General features: G+C 58.4%; 16 protein-coding genes and 1 tRNA gene. 6 read left to right on the top strand and 11 right to left on the bottom strand.

All coding sequences use genetic code 11. The annotated features are described in order from the left end of the window. Window positions 1-17: 17 nt before the first annotated feature. Entirely contained in the window at window positions 18-827 is an 810-nt protein-coding gene (locus RDA78_RS16780) for a hypothetical protein (RefSeq protein WP_434050962.1), read from the bottom strand. Window positions 828-1,206: 379 nt separating this feature from the next. On the opposite strand from RDA78_RS16780, the gene RDA78_RS16785 reads away from it, so the two are divergent. The 3 genes from RDA78_RS16785 to RDA78_RS16795 all read left to right on the top strand — a co-directional run bounded on the left by RDA78_RS16785 (window position 1,207) and on the right by RDA78_RS16795 (window position 2,644). Continuing rightward, window positions 1,207-1,713, top strand: coding sequence for a hypothetical protein (locus RDA78_RS16785; protein WP_434050963.1), 507 nt, complete (start codon window positions 1,207-1,209; stop codon window positions 1,711-1,713). Between the two features lie 263 nt (window positions 1,714-1,976). Further along, window positions 1,977-2,147, top strand: a complete 171-nt coding sequence (locus tag RDA78_RS16790) for a hypothetical protein (protein WP_434050964.1) — start codon at window positions 1,977-1,979, stop codon at window positions 2,145-2,147. Window positions 2,148-2,203: 56 nt separating this feature from the next. Continuing rightward, window positions 2,204-2,644: a hypothetical protein gene (locus tag RDA78_RS16795; RefSeq protein WP_434050965.1), complete on the top strand. Its 441-nt coding sequence runs from the start codon at window positions 2,204-2,206 to the stop codon at window positions 2,642-2,644. A 48-nt stretch (window positions 2,645-2,692) separates the two neighbouring features. Here RDA78_RS16795 and RDA78_RS16800 read toward each other — a convergent pair whose 3' ends face one another. Both RDA78_RS16800 and serA read right to left on the bottom strand, forming a co-directional pair. Then, the gene (locus tag RDA78_RS16800) at window positions 2,693-3,004 is read right to left on the bottom strand and encodes a DMT family transporter (protein ID WP_434050966.1); all 312 of its coding nucleotides are present in this window, start codon (window positions 3,002-3,004) and stop codon (window positions 2,693-2,695) included. A 161-nt stretch (window positions 3,005-3,165) separates the two neighbouring features. After that, window positions 3,166-4,410 (bottom strand): phosphoglycerate dehydrogenase, encoded by a 1,245-nt coding sequence (gene serA, locus RDA78_RS16805; RefSeq protein ID WP_434050967.1) that lies wholly within the window; start codon window positions 4,408-4,410, stop codon window positions 3,166-3,168. A gap of 286 nt (window positions 4,411-4,696) precedes the next feature. Between serA and RDA78_RS16810 the strand changes: the two genes are divergently transcribed. Next, entirely contained in the window at window positions 4,697-5,440 is a 744-nt protein-coding gene (locus tag RDA78_RS16810) for a hypothetical protein (protein ID WP_434050968.1), read from the top strand. Between the two features lie 96 nt (window positions 5,441-5,536). Here RDA78_RS16810 and RDA78_RS16815 read toward each other — a convergent pair whose 3' ends face one another. The 3 genes from RDA78_RS16815 to RDA78_RS16825 form a co-directional block, all read right to left on the bottom strand. Beyond that, window positions 5,537-6,343: an arylamine N-acetyltransferase family protein gene (locus RDA78_RS16815; protein ID WP_434050969.1), complete on the bottom strand. Its 807-nt coding sequence runs from the start codon at window positions 6,341-6,343 to the stop codon at window positions 5,537-5,539. A 767-nt stretch (window positions 6,344-7,110) separates the two neighbouring features. Continuing rightward, window positions 7,111-7,683 carry an acetolactate synthase small subunit gene (gene ilvN, locus RDA78_RS16820; RefSeq protein ID WP_319383040.1) on the bottom strand — a complete coding sequence of 191 codons (573 nt, stop codon included), beginning with the start codon at window positions 7,681-7,683 and terminating at the stop codon, window positions 7,111-7,113. A 26-nt stretch (window positions 7,684-7,709) separates the two neighbouring features. Continuing rightward, window positions 7,710-9,485 (bottom strand): acetolactate synthase 3 large subunit, encoded by a 1,776-nt coding sequence (locus RDA78_RS16825; protein WP_434050970.1) that lies wholly within the window; start codon window positions 9,483-9,485, stop codon window positions 7,710-7,712. A 609-nt stretch (window positions 9,486-10,094) separates the two neighbouring features. Between RDA78_RS16825 and RDA78_RS16830 the strand changes: the two genes are divergently transcribed. Next, window positions 10,095-10,170: transfer RNA gene (locus tag RDA78_RS16830), tRNA-Lys, on the top strand. 37 nt (window positions 10,171-10,207) lie between these two features. On the opposite strand, the gene RDA78_RS16835 is transcribed toward RDA78_RS16830, so the two are convergent. From RDA78_RS16835 to RDA78_RS16845, 3 genes are all read right to left on the bottom strand, one after another. Beyond that, window positions 10,208-11,140, bottom strand: a complete 933-nt coding sequence (locus RDA78_RS16835) for a cobalamin B12-binding domain-containing protein (protein WP_434050971.1) — start codon at window positions 11,138-11,140, stop codon at window positions 10,208-10,210. A 126-nt stretch (window positions 11,141-11,266) separates the two neighbouring features. Continuing rightward, on the bottom strand, window positions 11,267-13,162 hold the full coding sequence (gene dxs, locus RDA78_RS16840) for a 1-deoxy-D-xylulose-5-phosphate synthase (protein WP_434050972.1): 1,896 nt from the start codon (window positions 13,160-13,162) through the stop codon (window positions 11,267-11,269). A gap of 221 nt (window positions 13,163-13,383) precedes the next feature. Next, window positions 13,384-13,770, bottom strand: a complete 387-nt coding sequence (locus tag RDA78_RS16845; protein ID WP_434050973.1) for a c-type cytochrome — start codon at window positions 13,768-13,770, stop codon at window positions 13,384-13,386. A gap of 171 nt (window positions 13,771-13,941) precedes the next feature. Here RDA78_RS16845 and RDA78_RS16850 point away from each other — a divergent pair, with 171 nt between their 5' ends. Further along, window positions 13,942-14,388, top strand: a complete 447-nt coding sequence (locus RDA78_RS16850; protein WP_434050974.1) for a TspO/MBR family protein — start codon at window positions 13,942-13,944, stop codon at window positions 14,386-14,388. Here RDA78_RS16850 and RDA78_RS16855 read toward each other — a convergent pair. Beyond that, entirely contained in the window at window positions 14,319-14,654 is a 336-nt protein-coding gene (locus RDA78_RS16855) for a hypothetical protein (RefSeq protein WP_434050975.1), read from the bottom strand. The two genes, RDA78_RS16850 and RDA78_RS16855, sit on opposite strands and share 70 nt — an antisense overlap. After that, window positions 14,651-15,856 (bottom strand): geranylgeranyl diphosphate reductase, encoded by a 1,206-nt coding sequence (locus RDA78_RS16860; protein WP_434050976.1) that lies wholly within the window; start codon window positions 15,854-15,856, stop codon window positions 14,651-14,653. Before RDA78_RS16860 ends, RDA78_RS16855 begins: the two co-directional genes overlap by 4 nt. Window positions 15,857-15,859 lie beyond the last annotated feature (3 nt).

Here is a 15,859-nt window from a genome sequence, read left to right on the forward strand (position 1 = left end):
GTGGCCGCCGGGCGCCTCTACTTGGTCATGCGGCCACCGCTCAGGGCCTCGGGGTCGGCGCAGCCTATGATCGCGTAGTCTCCGGCGGCAAGGCCCATGCGGGTACAGACGGCTTCGGACGGCGCATTGCCGGGTTCCACTCCGGTCATGAAATCACTGAAACCGAACTCTTCGTGCATCTCCAAAACCACGTGCGCGCCGAGTGTCAGCGAGAGGTGTCGTCCACGATGTGCCGGGTCCGTGGCCAGCATCCCCCACCAGGCCTGATGCGCAAGTGTCGGGTGGTCTTTGTGGGCAAATGCGCAGGACGCTGCGCAGGACACAACGTTTTGTTCCCGGTCAAGCGCCAGCAGGCAGATCGCGGGCCGCAGGCTGCCGCGCAAGACTTCGCCGCTTGGCGGCAGAACACCACAACTCAAAGCCAGTTCGGCCAATGAGGCCATTAGCGGTTCCGTTGTCGACGCATCGATCTTCAGTATGCTGAGATCATCCGGCAGAGGAAACGCATTCAAGACGGTCTGCGCGGCACTCAAGACGGAAGCCGCGCCTTCCCACTTTGCATAGTGCATCGGAATGAGCCCGCGGTTCTGCAAGGCGGTTTTGACGGCATCGGTATCTGCAAGGGGAACGGCGGCGTAATTTGAGTTGCCCTGAACCTTTGCCAGGGCGGCAAGCTGGTCGATGTCGCCATCATCCGGTGTGACAAGTCCGACCGTGCGTCCGTAATAGCTGTACCTGGGATCATTTCCGAGCAATTCCGCCAGCGCGCGCCCGCGTTTCAGAACGGCGCGTTGATCATCGTTTCCGAAAAACTCGTCCTTGGACATTTCGCACACCCATTTCCATGCCTTTGCGTTCCGGTTTCAGACTTGCCCGCTCCTGCCGGGAAGTCCAAGGCAAATTGGCGCGAATGGTCTGCTTGGTCCCACACAAGCAGCGCGGCCAAGTCCTTTGATCAATACCATCTGATGGTTATGAGCAGTGTTCCCGGCAGTCCATGATCAGCTAGTATACGGGGCCTTAAAACACTTTCATTTGCACGATATGCCTATGTTCAGCCGCGCAATATGCCTGTAAATCTCGTCGCAGAAAATATAAAAATATTTAATTCTTGCACCTCTCATGCTTTCATTGAAATTCATCGTGCCAATTCTCAACTTCGGTGTTGTGATCTCAAAATATACAGTCATAACATTGGAGAAAGTGATGAGAAAACTCGGCAAATTCGCGACCGCAACACTTGCGGCATCAGCTATTGGCATTGGTGGCGCACATGCACTGGAAGCCTGCAACGGGTTCACTGTGACGGCCCCAATGGACGATTCCCGCGTGGTTACGGTCCTGTCTGAAGACGGCAAGGGCCTCAAGGCAGGAGACCGCCGGATCGGGTTCAGTCCGCTACTCGACAAGATCGGCAATGCCGTCGGCACGGTTGACTGGCAAACCGAAGTGCTAGCCGGTTCCGTCGATGGCAAGGCGCGGCTGTCTTCAGATGTCGTGTTGAACTTCGAAGATGGCACGCTGTTCGCCCGGTCCGGAGTCTTTACCAGCGACGGCAAGGTTGTGAACGCCGGCACGCGAACCGTCTCGGATGATCACGTGCGCAATATTGTTGGCGGAACAGGCGCGTTTGCCGGTGCCCGTGGCGACATCACTTTCACGATGCAGGAAAACGGTGATGCGGTGTTCAATGTTCAGGTGACCTGTATCTAAGGCAACGCCCGAGGCGCCCGCATCATCAGCCCCAGATGAGGCGGGCCCTTTCGGGTTCTCTAAAAGTATGGCCATCAGGAATACGTGCCCACGCTGCGCTTGGTACAGGCTTGACCATCAGCGAAGCACACGATTCTTTTATTAAAGGTGATTTAATTAAAAAGTGTGCCTGTCGTAAACCCGTCTTACCTTTGGCTGGCACCAGTCCACCACCGGCCGCAGCACATTCTCCGTCTCCAAAGGTGGTGTTCGGGTGACGCAGAATGTCAAAAAACTGCATGGCGCTTTTCGGCGGCACAACACCCATAATCGCGACCTATCTGGTCAGCCGCACCGGTGACGACTTTTCACCGATCTACTATGCGGTGGCAACGGCGGTCCTGTCTCTGTTCGTGATCTGGCGTCTTCCCGCGCCCAGGGCTAGATGGGCCTGATGCCCGGGCGTGACACGTTTCTGGACTTTTCGTGCTGTGACCCTAAGTCAACCGTCATGCTGAACCAAATGATGCGCACCTTCGTCTTTCTTTTGCTGACCACCTCGTCCGCGTTTGCCTGGGAGGCAAAGCTGGGTCGGATCTGCGAGTTGATCCACGACGGTGACACCGCGTCCGTCCGTGTGACATTCGACCCGGCAATTCCGGAGTACGCCATTGCGATCACCCCAAAAGGGGCCTGGCAGCAGGGGCCGCTTTTTGCGATGCGGTTCGAAGGGCCGCGCGGGCTGACGATCACCACGGACCGGCACGTTCTCTCCGGGGGCGGTGCCACCCTGACCGTTACCGACAGGGGCTTTGGCAATGTTCTGAACGGACTGGAATTCAATCATACGGCGACAGCGCTTCTTGGCGGTCAGTCGGTTGCCGTGCCGCTTGCAGGTGCCGCGCCGGCGGTGCAGGAGTTCCGGGCGTGCGCTGCCGGCCTGAACGTTTGAACCCAAGCTGCACAGCACCGGCCTTTCGAGCAGAAACGCGTTGCGGTCTCAGGCAAGTTTCATCGTGACGATACCGGCAACGATCAGCAGGGCGGCAATGGCGCGCTGCAGGCTGACCGCTTCGCCCAGAAACCAGAACCCGACCACAAAAGCGCCGACGGCACCGATGCCGGTCCAGATCATGTAGCTGGTTCCAAGCGGGAGCGTCCGCATCGACAGGGATAGCAATCCAAACGAGGCCACCATCGCAGCCAACATGACGAGAGTTGGGCCCAAACGCGTGAACCCCTGGGATTCCTTCATTGCAAATGCCCAGACAATCTCAAGAAGACCGGCGGCAAACAGGAATATCCATGCCATGGTTATTCTCCATCCCGGGCCGTCCCGATTGAGTGAAATATCCTGAAGGTCGTCCTCTTTCCGTCAGATGGGGGTGTGATCAGCTGATGCAAATGAAAGATCGGTAAGCTTTGTCGCTCAGCCCCGGTGTTAACCGGGGCTTGCGCCGGAATTTCCAGATCCTACACCCGGTTGAGCAGCCTTGCGCGGATGGTGTTCGGCAGGGCGCGGATCTCCTCAAGGATCCGCACCGGGTCTTCGACAGGGCTGTCAACGTCAAGAACCACGTAGCCGATATCGAGATGTGACTGCATGAACTGGGCGTGGATATTCAGATTGTGCCGGGTGAACAGGTCGTTCAGGGTCCGCATCGCGCCGGGTGCATTGTGGTGCACCTGGATGAAGCGGGTCGCGTCGGTGCCCTTGGGCAGTTGTACCTGCGGAAACTCGACGGCGCCGACGGTGGAACCGACGTCGGAGTATTCGACCAGCCGCTTGGACACTTCCTCGCCGATACGGGCCTGCGCTTCTTCGGTCGAACCGCCGACATGCGGCGTCAGAATGACATTGTCGATGCCGCGCAGGGGCGAAGTAAACTCGTCCTTGTTGGATTTCGGCTCGACCGGGAAAACGTCGATCGCCGCACCAGCCAGATGACCGGACCTGAGCGCTTCCGCGAGTGCCTCGATGTCGATGACCTTGCCGCGGGCGTTGTTGATCAGAAACGCGCCTTTTTTCATCTTCGCAATCTGCTCGGCGCGGAACATGTTGCGGGTTTCCTTGGTGTCTGGAACGTGCAGCGACACGACGTCGGCTTGCGCGAGCAGAGCATCCAGGCTTTCTGCCGGCGAGACGTTGCCGTGCTGCAGCTTGTCGACCATGTCGAAATAGATGACGCGCATGCCCATGGCCTCGGCCAGGTTGGAAAGCTGCGTGCCGATATTGCCGTAGCCGACAATGCCAAGGGTCTTGCCGCGGATCTCGTGGGAGCCGGCGGCAGTTTTCAGCCAGCGTCCCTCGTGGGCGGCTGCCGATTTTGTGAAGACGCCGCGCAGCAGCATGACGATCTCGGCAATCGTCAGTTCCGCCACCGACCGCGTGTTGGAGAAGGGGGCGTTGAAAACCGGAATACCACGGTTCAAGGTGCCGTTCAGGTCGACCTGGTTGGTGCCGACGGAAAAACAGCCGACCGCGACAAGGCTCTTGGCAGCTTCCAGAACCTCTTCGCTCACCTGGGTGCGCGAACGGATGCCGAGGATCTGCACGTCCTGCAGCTTTTCGATCAAGGCGTCTTTTTCCAGCGCGCCGGGCAGTACCTCGACGTTGGTGTAGCCGGCCTTTTCAACAACGGCGCGGGCGGTTGGCGAAATCCCTTCCAGCAAAAGCCAGCGGATTTGGTTTTTCGGCCGGGACAGACCGTGGATCATGGGCTTGAAGCCTTATTCTGAAATCGGGACGCTTGTCGCGCCCATGGGGCGGGAAGCGCCGGTGTCGTATACGCGCTGATCCGTGTCGCGTCTAGGCTGACGACGCCAAGAATTGTTCCCGCTTTGCCGCGCAATTCGCGGGCTGGCTGGCATGGGCCCGTTGGCTGCCTCAATTCTGCGTTTTCTTTGATTGGGAGTGGGTAACCCTACGGAAAAGTTGCAACGAATCCGGTTGCGGTGTAGGGGTGATTCATTGTTGGGGGAGGCATGAAAGGTGCACTTCCGTATGTTACGTTTCGAACACTCCGCCTTTGACTACGAACCTTATCCGATCTGTTATTCCACCGACGTTCTCGATGCGAAAACCTATCAACGGCTCGTGGAAACCTATCCCGATCCGGAACTTTTCGAATACAAGCCCAACCTTGGACACAAATACTCACTCTCCGAGGTCAATAATCCAGCAAATTACCAGAAATTCCTGGATGGCAGCCCGGCCTGGAAAACCTTCTATGAGCACGTGAAATCCCCGGGGTTTGTCAGCTCCATTCTGGAAATGCTTGCCGCCAACAACATCGATCTCGGTTTGAGGCGCATTCGTGTTTTGTCGGGAAAAAGCAAGCGCAAGGCCAGTCTGCTGAGCCGTATCCGGCGGCAAACCGAATTGAACGCCAGGTTCGAGTTCTCAATGATGCCCGCCGACGGCGGCCAGATCGTTCCGCACACGGATTCACCGGACAAGCTCATCACATTGGTCATCTCGATGATGGAGCCTGGTGAATGGGACATGCGTTGGGGAGGAGGTACCTCGGTGTGCCTGCCGAGCGACAGAACCCGCGTTTTCAATCATCTCAACAAGGCATTGCCTTTCGATGAGGTGGACACATTGAAAACGTTTCCGTTCGAACCCAATCAATGTGTCCTGTTCGTCAAGACCTACAATTCCTGGCACCACGTTGCGCCAATGCACGGGCCCGAAGACGCACCCTTGCGGAAAACCCTGACGATCAACATAGAAAGCCGCACCTGAGCGCAATCCAGCTTACGGGTTCGCGTAATCCTCTCGTGTCCGCATTTTCAGTCTTCTTTCGGATGCGTGTCCCGGCGGGTGGTATGGGGACAAAGCTCATACGAGCGTCTTCAGCCGGTCCGCAATTGCCTGGATCGTCGGGTCATCGTATCCGAGTCTCAGATCGGTTCTCATGAAACGCTTCAACTCCGCTTCTTCCCGGATCTGCCATTCACGGCTTTCACCGCCCTCTACGCAGCGGGCGCGCCCGTTCAGAAAACTGTAGAAGCCCGACGGTGTGAGGCGGTAGAACTTCATGCTGCCGGCAAAGGATTGTGTCGGAGCGAACGCGCACAGGAAGTTGGCGGCCTCAATGTCGTCCTGTCTGACATCGACCCGGTCGAAGCCGTAGAGCGGAAACCAGCCGGCGTCTGCCTTTCTCTCCAGAACATGTTCGCCGGAATGGTCTTCGAAGCGGATGCGATAGACCTGATCGCGGATCGGCTGCTCCTCGTTTGGTGAAATCCTGACCGGCTCGGCCGGGGCCTGACCACCAAAGCCGGCATCAACCAGCCATTCGCTGCCATCAAGCGGAACAACAAAGGCCAGGTGCGTTCTGGCCCCACCTCGGGCCTCTCCCATGCGCACACGCGCCAGCACCTGGCGGTTGGGAAACCCGAGCGCATCGAGCGCCTGGCCGAGAAGCGTATTCACCTCGAAGCAATAGCCGCCGCATCCTTCGAGAACCAGCTTCTGCCAGAGACTCGCAGGGTCCAGGTCGGGCAGCTGTCCAAGAAAGGGCAGCACGTTTTCAAAGGGAATAGCGCCGATCTGGGCCGTCTGCAGTTGCTTGAGCCCATTGAGATCAGCCGGGCAGTTTTCCAGGCCGAGGCGGTCGAGATAGGTGGCAAGATCAAACGGCATGACAGGGTCCGGGCAAACGAAGAGGCCTGCCCGATGTAAGGATCCGGGTGGCGCAGGTAAAGGGGTCGCGTGCGACGACTGTCGGGTGAAGGGGTGGGTTCGGGTCCCGGATGGCGCAGTCGAACCACCTACGATCGTCACGCCGGGCGAGCGGAGAACGGGCCTCCTTGCAGATAGGCTTGTGCTATCGAGGGGCATGCCGGTGCCTCGATTTTTGCCCGGACACTCTGGAAACGCGAAACGCCGTCTTGCGGGAAGGGACGTTGCGGGAGAACGCACCGCCTGTACTCAATTTCAAATCGGTCGTCATTGCCAGACTTGATCCACTGCTGTCCGGTTTAACTCGAAATGAATCTCGTGAGGCGATCCTCAGTAAATGATCTTGTCATTCCGGCTGAAGCACAGCGGAAAGCCGGAACCCAGTAACCATCTGATTCTCAACATTCTTTTATCCTCCTGCCAAACGGGAGACTGGATCCCGGTCTTGCCGCTTAGGCGGCAAACCGGGACGACAAATCCGGGAATCTGTCCTGTATTCCGACCAGCGGTTCGGATCGCCGGAATGACGACAATGGGCGTTGAAACTCATCTCGGGGAGCGCGCATTTGGGGCGCCAAGGATGGGCTGCGTCTTCGACGTTTCTGCCGCCTGTCCCAAGCGACGGGCCTTTGGCCTTCTTCGCGATGAGGCCGATGCAGTCTTCGGGTTCACAAAAAAGACCCGCCGCCTGGCGGCGGCGGGTTCTGGACGGCGGAAACCGGCGGACCTTAAAGCCCTTCCGGTCCGCGCTGGACGGCGGCAACGCCGGTGCGGGAGACCTCGACGAGGCCGAGCGGTTTCATGATCGCGATGAACTGTTCGATCTTCGACGTTCGTCCGGTGATTTCAAAGACGAAATGCTCCGTCGTCGCATCGATCACCGTCGCGCGGAAGGCATCGCCCAGTCGGAGCGCCTCGAGGCGCTTGTCGCCGTCACCGGCCACCTTGATAAGGGCAAGCTCGCGCTCGAGCGGCTTGTCCTGACTGGCGCGGCGGGCGCGCACGGTCAGGTCGGTCACCCGGTGGACAGGGACCAGCCGGTCGAGCTGATGCCGGATCTGCTCGATGATCATCGGCGTTCCCGTGGTCACGATGGTGATCCGCGACAGGTGCCGTTCATGCTCGGTTTCCGACACCGTCAGGCTGTCGATGTTGTAACCCCGGCCGGAAAACAGCCCGATCACGCGGGCAAGCACGCCCGGTTCGTTGTCGACGAGGAGCGATAGGGTGTGGGTCTCGATTTCGTTGCTGACTTCGGCCAGGAAATAGGCGGAAGGCGCATCCACATTCTGTGCGTTCATTTTCAATATGTCCTTCTGGCCTGACGTTAAACGAGGGATTTGCCTTCGGCGCTGATCGCGTTGGCAACCGCTTCGTCATTGGCTTCGTCCGGCAGCAGCATTTCGTTGTGTGCCTTGCCCGATGGGATCATCGGGAAACAGTTGGCAAGGTTGGCCACCCGGCAATCGAACAGGACCGGTCTGTCGACGGAAATCATCTCCTCGATCGCCCCGTCCAGGTCTCCCGGCTTCTCGACGCGGATGCCGACGCCGCCATAGGCGTCTGCCAGCTTGACGAAGTCGGGCAGACTGTCGGTGTAGGAGTGGGAGAGGCGGTTGCCGTGCAGCAGCTGCTGCCACTGGCGCACCATGCCCATGTACTGATTGTTGAGGATGAAAACCTTGACCGGCAGGCCGAACTGGACCGCAGTTGACATCTCCTGGATGTTCATCAGGATGGACGCATCGCCGGCAATGTCGATGCAAAGCGCATCGCGGTGGGCAACCTGCGCGCCAATGGCCGCCGGCAGGCCGTAGCCCATTGTGCCGAGCCCGCCGGAAGTCAGCCAGCGGTTCGGTTCCTCGAAACCGTAGAACTGGGCCGCCCACATCTGGTGCTGACCGACTTCTGTCGAGACGAAGGTCTTGCGGTGCTTGGTCAGTTCGTAGAGCCGCTGGATCGCATATTGCGGCATGATGACGTCCTGGTTCGGCTTGTAGGCGAGCGAATTGCGCGCGCGCCAGGCGTCGATCTGCTGCCACCAGGCCTTCATTCCAGAGGCGTCGGTCTTCAGCGAGGAGGAACGCCAGATTCGGACCAGGTCTTCCAGAACATGACCGACATCGCCGATGATCGGCAGGTCGACATTGATGGTCTTGTTGATCGAAGAGGGATCGATGTCGATGTGGATCTTGCGCGAGTTTGGTGAAAACGCGTCCGTCCGGCCGGTGATGCGGTCGTCGAAGCGGGCACCGATATTGATCATGAGATCGCAGTCATGCATGGCCATGTTGGCTTCGAACGTGCCATGCATGCCCAGCATGCCCAGCCAGTTTTCGCCGGAAGCCGGATAGGCACCCAGTCCCATCAGCGTGGATGTGATCGGAAAACCGGTCAGGGAGACCAGTTCACGCAGCAGCTGGCACGCATGCGTGCCGGAGTTGATCACGCCGCCGCCGGTATAAAGGACGGGCTTCTTGGCCGCTGCCATCATTTCTGCGGCCTGGCGGATCGAGGCCGCGTCGCCCTTGACCTGGGGCCGGTAGCTTTTATGCGCGGCCGCCGGGTTGGGCGTCGGACCCTGATATGTGCCGGTCGCGAACTGGACATCTTTCGGGATGTCGACAACGACCGGACCCGGACGGCCAGAGGTCGCCACATAGAAGGCCTCATGCAGAACACGGGGCAGGTCCTCGACATCGCGTACCAGCCAGTTGTGCTTGGTGCAGGGGCGGGTGATGCCGACGGTGTCGCATTCCTGGAAGGCGTCATTGCCGATCAGGTGGGTCGGCACCTGGCCGGAAATGCAGACGAGCGGGATCGAATCGAGCATGGCGTCCGTCAGGGCGGTGACCATGTTGGTGGCACCGGGTCCGGACGTGACAAGGGCAACACCGGGCTTTCCGGTGGATCGTGCATATCCCTCGGCCGCATGGCCGGCACCCTGTTCGTGGCGCACGAGAATATGCTCCAGGCCTTCCTGCTGAATGATCTCGTCATAGATGGGAAGCACTGCACCACCCGGGTAGCCGAAGATCGTGTCAACTCCCTGGTCTTTCAGCGCCTGTATGACCATTTCGGCGCCGGTCATTTCCCGTGTCATTTTCTCGTCCTTGCATATCGCGGCCCGGTTTTGGGCCATGGCTCATTTACATATTCTGTCTGCATTCCGCCCTGCGGCATCGAAGATACGGGAGGAGGGCTGCGCTATGAGGAGGCGGGTACAAAAAAAGGCCCCTCGGGGAGCCTTGGTCGCGCGCCATCCTGTCCAAGCGGGTCTTATCCCGCCCTGGAGGCGCGCTTTCCTACCACTACTAGAATGAGCGACATCATCATGTCGTTCCAATCCCTCGATACTGCAGGTCCTGAAGACCTTTACTTGTTACCGCTTCAAAAGCAAGCAATTCCGGCCCGGTCTTGAAACGGTGCGCAAGACCATCCGGCCTTGACGCGCCGCACACTAGTGAGCCGGTTCGGACCGGTCAACCCTAAAATTCGATTATTGCGTGAAAGATGCGCAATGTTTTTGAATGTTTCCCGAATGTCAGCGCAGAACACCCATTTTAGCCGCCTGATCAAAGCCTTCGGCCCATCTTCAAAATCGCCGTGGCCAGAATGAGAGAAAAGTGTCACACTGATGGTTGCAAGCAGGAGCGCGGTCCTATATACCGCGCTCTCCGCACGCGCCGCCACTTTCGCGGCCGGCCTTGATGGGTGTGTAGCTCAGTTGGTAGAGCAGCTGACTCTTAATCAGCGGGTCTGGGGTTCGAGCCCCCACTCACCCACCAAATTTTTCAGTGACTTAGAGTGCTCACGCCGATGCGGTCAGCGGGGCGCGTAGTCCGCGAGGTGCATGACCTCCAGGGCCGAGCGTGCGATGACGTCGGCACCGGTGCTCTGGAACTCGTCGGGGCGGGTCACGACCGCCGCACCACCCAGCGCGATTTTGACATCTCGCGTTGCCGGTTCCGACCGGCAGCGCTCGATCGCGTCCTTGCAATCCGCTGTCTCCTCGATCTGTCCGATCGAGAGACCCAGAAGGTTATAGGGGCGCGAGGACAGACGCATATACAAGGTGTCGCCGATCTCCATATCGGCACCACCATCCACGATCCAGCCCATGTCGCGAAAACACATTCTGACCAGCGTGACGCCGAGCGTATGTTTGGTGCCGTGCGAGCGGGCGAGCAGAACTCTTTTGGCCGAGGGATGCGGGTTGACCAGTTGGGCACCGGCATGGGTCGCGTGATTGACGATGGTGTTCAATCTTGTTGATGCGACAGCGACCTGCATGAAGTCGGTCTCATCGTTGCACCAATAGGTGCCGAGCTGCGTTGCAACCGGGCAAAACAGATGGATCGCCAGGGTCTGCATCGGGATGTTTGCCTGGAGCAACTCTTCGATGATTTCCCTGTGATGTCTGGGGTCGGGGTCGATGAGCGACTTGAGAAATCTCTCACGAAACGATATCGCCTTGTCGGCCGCAGGAAGCTGGCGTGCCTTTTCGTCCAACTCGGGATGCAGGCGGAAATCGAGATCGGTCTCTGAAACCAGCGGCGTTGCTTGACCGTTTGAGCCAGGGTGCAGGTTGTTTACGAGGCCGGAAACGCGCTCGCGAATAGCGCGCTCCAGAATCGAGAGATCTCGGGAGTTCAGTTGGTTCTTTTTGTCTGCCGTTGACGGCTGGCCATTGTCGGCGATAAATGGCGACACGTCGTTTCTGGTCGCTGTGTTCTCACCGTTTTCTTTGTAGGCCAATTCCCCCCTCCCGAAAGCTCGGCCCAGGTGGTCAGGCGCTCCTCCACTCATTTCAATCGTACACCACGTGGCCGGACCATCATATTCCGTAGCGTACACTTGCCCGGAGAAACCGGGCCTTAATTATCAACGATCTTCAGCGCGATGTGCCAGTTGAACGTAGTTGTCCCGGTTGCCCGGAAATGCATGTAAGCGCCGTGTGTCGGTTGGCTTTCCAGCCAGCGCGTTCCGCACAGTCTCGGCGATTTGCGCCGCGTTCAAACCCGCTTCGTCATACATTTCCTTAGGCGCGGCTTGCGAAATGAAACAGTCCGGCAGGGTCATCGTCCGGATGTCGCAGCGGCCATCGAGCATGCCCTTCGCGGCCAGGAAATGCAGCACCAGGGCACCAAAGCCGCCGGTTGCGCCTTCTTCGACCGTCACAAGAAGCTCATGATTGGAAAAGAGGTCCAGGATCAGGTCCTGATCAAGTGGCTTGGCAAATCTTGCATCTGCAACAGTCGCGGAAATCCCGTCTGCCCAAAGCCGCGTGCGTGCCTCCTCACATTCGGAAAGCCTTGCACCGAAGGACAGGAGTGCCACGCTGCTTCCCTTTGAAACAATCCGGCCTTTTCCGATTGGAAGGGGAACGGCCTTGTCCGGCATCGGAAGACCGATGCCTTCACCACGCGGATACCGGAACGCAATCGGACCCGTGTCATGGCTGGCAGCGGTTGCGACCATATGGGTGAGTTCGACCTCGTCGCTTGCCGCCATCACGGTGAAATTGGGCAGGTTCGCAAGATAGCCGACATCGAATGCGCCCGCGTGTGTCGGCCCGTCCGCTCCTACCAGACCGGCTCTGTCGATCGCAAAGCGGACGGGAAGGTTTTGAAGCGCAATATCATGGACGACCTGGTCGTATCCCCGTTGAAGGAATGTTGAATAGATGGCACAGAACGGGCGCATCCCGCTTGCTGCAAGTCCGCCGGCAAAGGTAACGGCGTGCTGTTCGGCGATGCCGACGTCAAAGGTGCGCTCCGGGAAGCGCTTTGCGAAGATGTCGACCCCAGTGCCGGCGGCCATGGCCGCCGTGATCGCAACAATCTTCTCATCCTCTTTGGCCTCTTCAACAAGCGCATTTGCAAAGACCTTGGTGTAACTCGGTGCCTTAGCCTTCGCCTTGGATTGTTTTCCCGACGAAATATCGAATTTAGAAACGCCGTGATATTTGTCATGCGAGGTTTCGGCAAAGCTGTAGCCGGCACCCTTGCGTGTGATGGCATGAAGAAGGACGGGGCCGGTGCTTTCGCTCTTCAGCTTTCGCAAGACTGCAACCAGCGCCTTGAGGTCGTGCCCGTCTACTGGGCCATGATATTCGAACCCCATGTGTTCAAACAGGCTGCGCTCCCTTGCGAGCGCGTCGGTCCGAGAGGCCAAGTCGTTGAGGTGACCCGAAACGGCACCGGTCGGCGGTGATATCGACATGTTGTTGTCGTTCAGAATAACGAACATCCGCCGGTTGAGATCTCCGGCATTGTTGAGACCTTCATAGGCCATGCCTGCGGTCAGCGCGCCATCTCCAATAACGCAGATCACATCTTCGGAGCCGCCGGCCAGATCACGGGCGACCGCAAAGCCGAGACCGGCCGATACCGACGTCGAAGAGTGTGCTGCGCCAAAGGGATCATAAAGGCTTTCGCTTCGTCTGGTGAACCCGGACAGGCCATCCTTTTTGCGCAACGTCCGCATGCGGTCTCGCCGGCCGGTGAGAACTTTATGGGGGTAACACTGGTGGCTGACGTCCCAGATCAACGTATCCCTGGGCGTGTCGAAGACAGCGTGTATGGCAACGGTGAGCTCGACAACCCCGAGGCTGGAGCCAAGATGTCCGCCGGTTTCAGAAACAACCGAGATGATTTCCGTTCTGAGCTCGCCTGCAAGCGCGGCCAGCTCATCGCTTGTCATGCCTCTTAGGTGTTGCGGGTGTTGGACCTGGTCCAGCAGTGGTGTCGACGCCACTCTCCTGGATATGAAGCTCATATCGTTTCCTCCCGCGCCAGTCGCCATCCCTTCGGCACCGTTCTGCGCTCGGACCCGGGCGCATATCGCAAGCCAAGGCGGAGCAGTCCTGGTTTCACCGGTGGACGGTTCAGCTGTCTCTTATTGTTGACGACCTTGGCAAAAGTGTAAACTTTTTTTTACACATTTTGCCTAAAAAAGATGCGAACCGATAGACCGGATAACGCGTGCAGCGACGCAGTTTATTCGGAGGGGCTGTATTGCTTGAGATAGGCGATAATGTCTGCGATCTCTTCGTCTTTCCTCAGGCCCGCGAATGCCATTCTGGTGCCTTTTACCATCTCGCGGGGTTTGGCGAGATAGACTGTCAGCAATTCCTCGTCCCAGACCTTTCCGTCGCCAAACTCAACCATTGCATTAGAGTATTTGAAGCCGTCGATTGTCCCGGGTTGCCGTCCGATCAGACCCTGAAGTGAGGGGCCGACCCTGTTTTGATCAGAATCCACCACATGGCACGCCTTGCACTTGCGAAAGACTTTCTCTCCCGCCGCGGCATCGCCTTCTGCAGCCGCAACATTGAACGTCGTTGCTGTGAACAAAGTCGCCAGGATCGCGATTGTGCATTTCATGGTCTGCTCCCTCCAAGAGTGATTTCTGTTTTTTTCGACTAAACTGTACGTAACTTGATCCGATTGAGATCAGTCTTTGATTTGCGTGCGGTCCGCCGATCGGCTGTTGTTTCACAAGAGCGATAGGACATATGCTGCGCCCAGTTGTTTTGTTGACTACAGGGACCAAGAATGGCTGCAGCGACTTTTGCATTCCTTGTTTTCCTTGCTGCGATGAGCGGCGCTGTGTTCAAACCGGGACCTTGGTACGACACGTTGCGAAAACCCTCCTGGACCCCGCCCAAATGGGCTTTCCCGACAGTGTGGTCGATCCTCTATGTCATGATCGCCTACGCTGGATGGGACATTTGGACAAAGGCCGGCTGGTCGTTCGCATTGTTGTTGTGGGCTGCGCAGCTGATATTGAACGGCTGCTGGTCCTGGATCTTTTTCGGATTGAAGCGCATGGATCTGGCGCTGTTCGAATTGGGTCTGCTCTGGCTCGCGATCGCGGGTTTCATCCTCACGGCCTGGCCGATTTCCATGCTCGCGTCGCTCCTGTTTGTTCCCTATCTCCTCTGGGTCAGCACAGCGGGGTTGCTCAATTTTTCAGTGTTGCGGCTCAATTCAGCGGATTGATCCTTCAAGCGACCGGTGACGTCGAGCAGGTGTGCAAAGAGTGAAAAAGTAAGGAAGACAAGCACCCAGCCGAGCGCTTCGCCGCGGAGCGCCAAGGCAAGTGCTGCCAGAAGGAAGGTTCCGGCAAGCGCGCCGCCGGCCAGAGCCTTGAACCGCGCCTTCGGCGTGCTTGACAGGATGCTGAGAAGCAGGGTTTCCAGCCAGAGGATTGCGATGGCTGCGAAGGCCAGCCATCCCGCTTCGAGCCAGGCAAACAACATAGTCATTTCTGACCTGCCGGAATTCGAAGCAGCTGGCCTAGATCCTTGAAGAAAACACGCATGTGTGCGAGCGGATCACGCCGAACAAGTTTCTTGTTCAAGTAGGATTCCCACGTCAGGCGCTGAACGTCCGGATCGGCGCACATGGTAACGAAGCGCTCCCGGAAGCGATCGCTCCGGTACCAGACGCTTTGCATAATCCCGAGAATGAGGAAGATCCGGCCATGCTCCTTCATGAAGCGCTTGCGGACCTGGCGAAGGTTTGAAGCCTTGCCGGTGGCAAGACAGGATGCAACGGCGTCGGCGCTCAGTTGGCCGCACACCATCGCATAGTAGATTCCTTCGCCTGAGGACGGTGCAACGGTGCCTGCCGCGTCGCCGATCAGAAGGACATTTTTGCCATTGTCCCATCGCCGCATGGGTTTGAGAGGCAGGGGAGCGCCTTCGCGGCGAATGACACGCTGTCCATCGAGCATTGATGCCTTGCGAAGCTCCGCAGTCGCGGAGCGCAGATTGTGGCCTTTAACGGCGGACCCGGTTCCGACAGACGTGTGCTCGCCGTGTGGGAAGACCCAGCCATAAAAATCGGGTGAAATCCGGCCGTCATAAACGACGTCGCACCGGTCCCCGCGAAATCCGGCGGAGGTGGTGTCTTTTGGGCTTTCGATAATCTCGTGATAGGCGAACACGTATGGCGGCTTCTTGCTCTTGGGGAACATGAAGCGCCGAACGGCAGAGTTTGCGCCATCTGCGCCGATCACGTATCTCGCACAATGCGTGACGTTCGCCGCCGCGGTCTCGCTTTTTGTCTGTTCGACGCAAAGCGAGAGAACGCCATTGGCGCTTTCGTGCATGTTTATCAGCTTGCCAGTCAGCCGTGTTGCGCCAGCCTCTGCCGCGCGCGCTCGCAGATACGGATCGAACGTTGCCCGGTCCACCATGCCGACAAAGCCGATATCGCCGATCCGCATTTCCACTGATTTCCCGGAAGGGGCAATGACCCGGGCCGCGTTCGCCTTTGAAACGAACATGTCCTGGGAAATAGAAAAATCCTTCAGCGCGCGCGAGGGGATCGCGCCGCCGCATGGTTTGATCCGGTTGTCGGGATCCACAAGCAGAACGGAATAACCCGAAGTTGCGAGCGCTTCGGCTGCAATTGCACCGCTCGGACCACCACCGATAACTGCGACGTCGAATATGGTATCCATGCC

Origin of the sequence: Roseibium sp. (assembly GCF_051016195.1) — a bacterium.
Lineage (GTDB): Bacteria > Pseudomonadota > Alphaproteobacteria > Rhizobiales > Stappiaceae > Roseibium.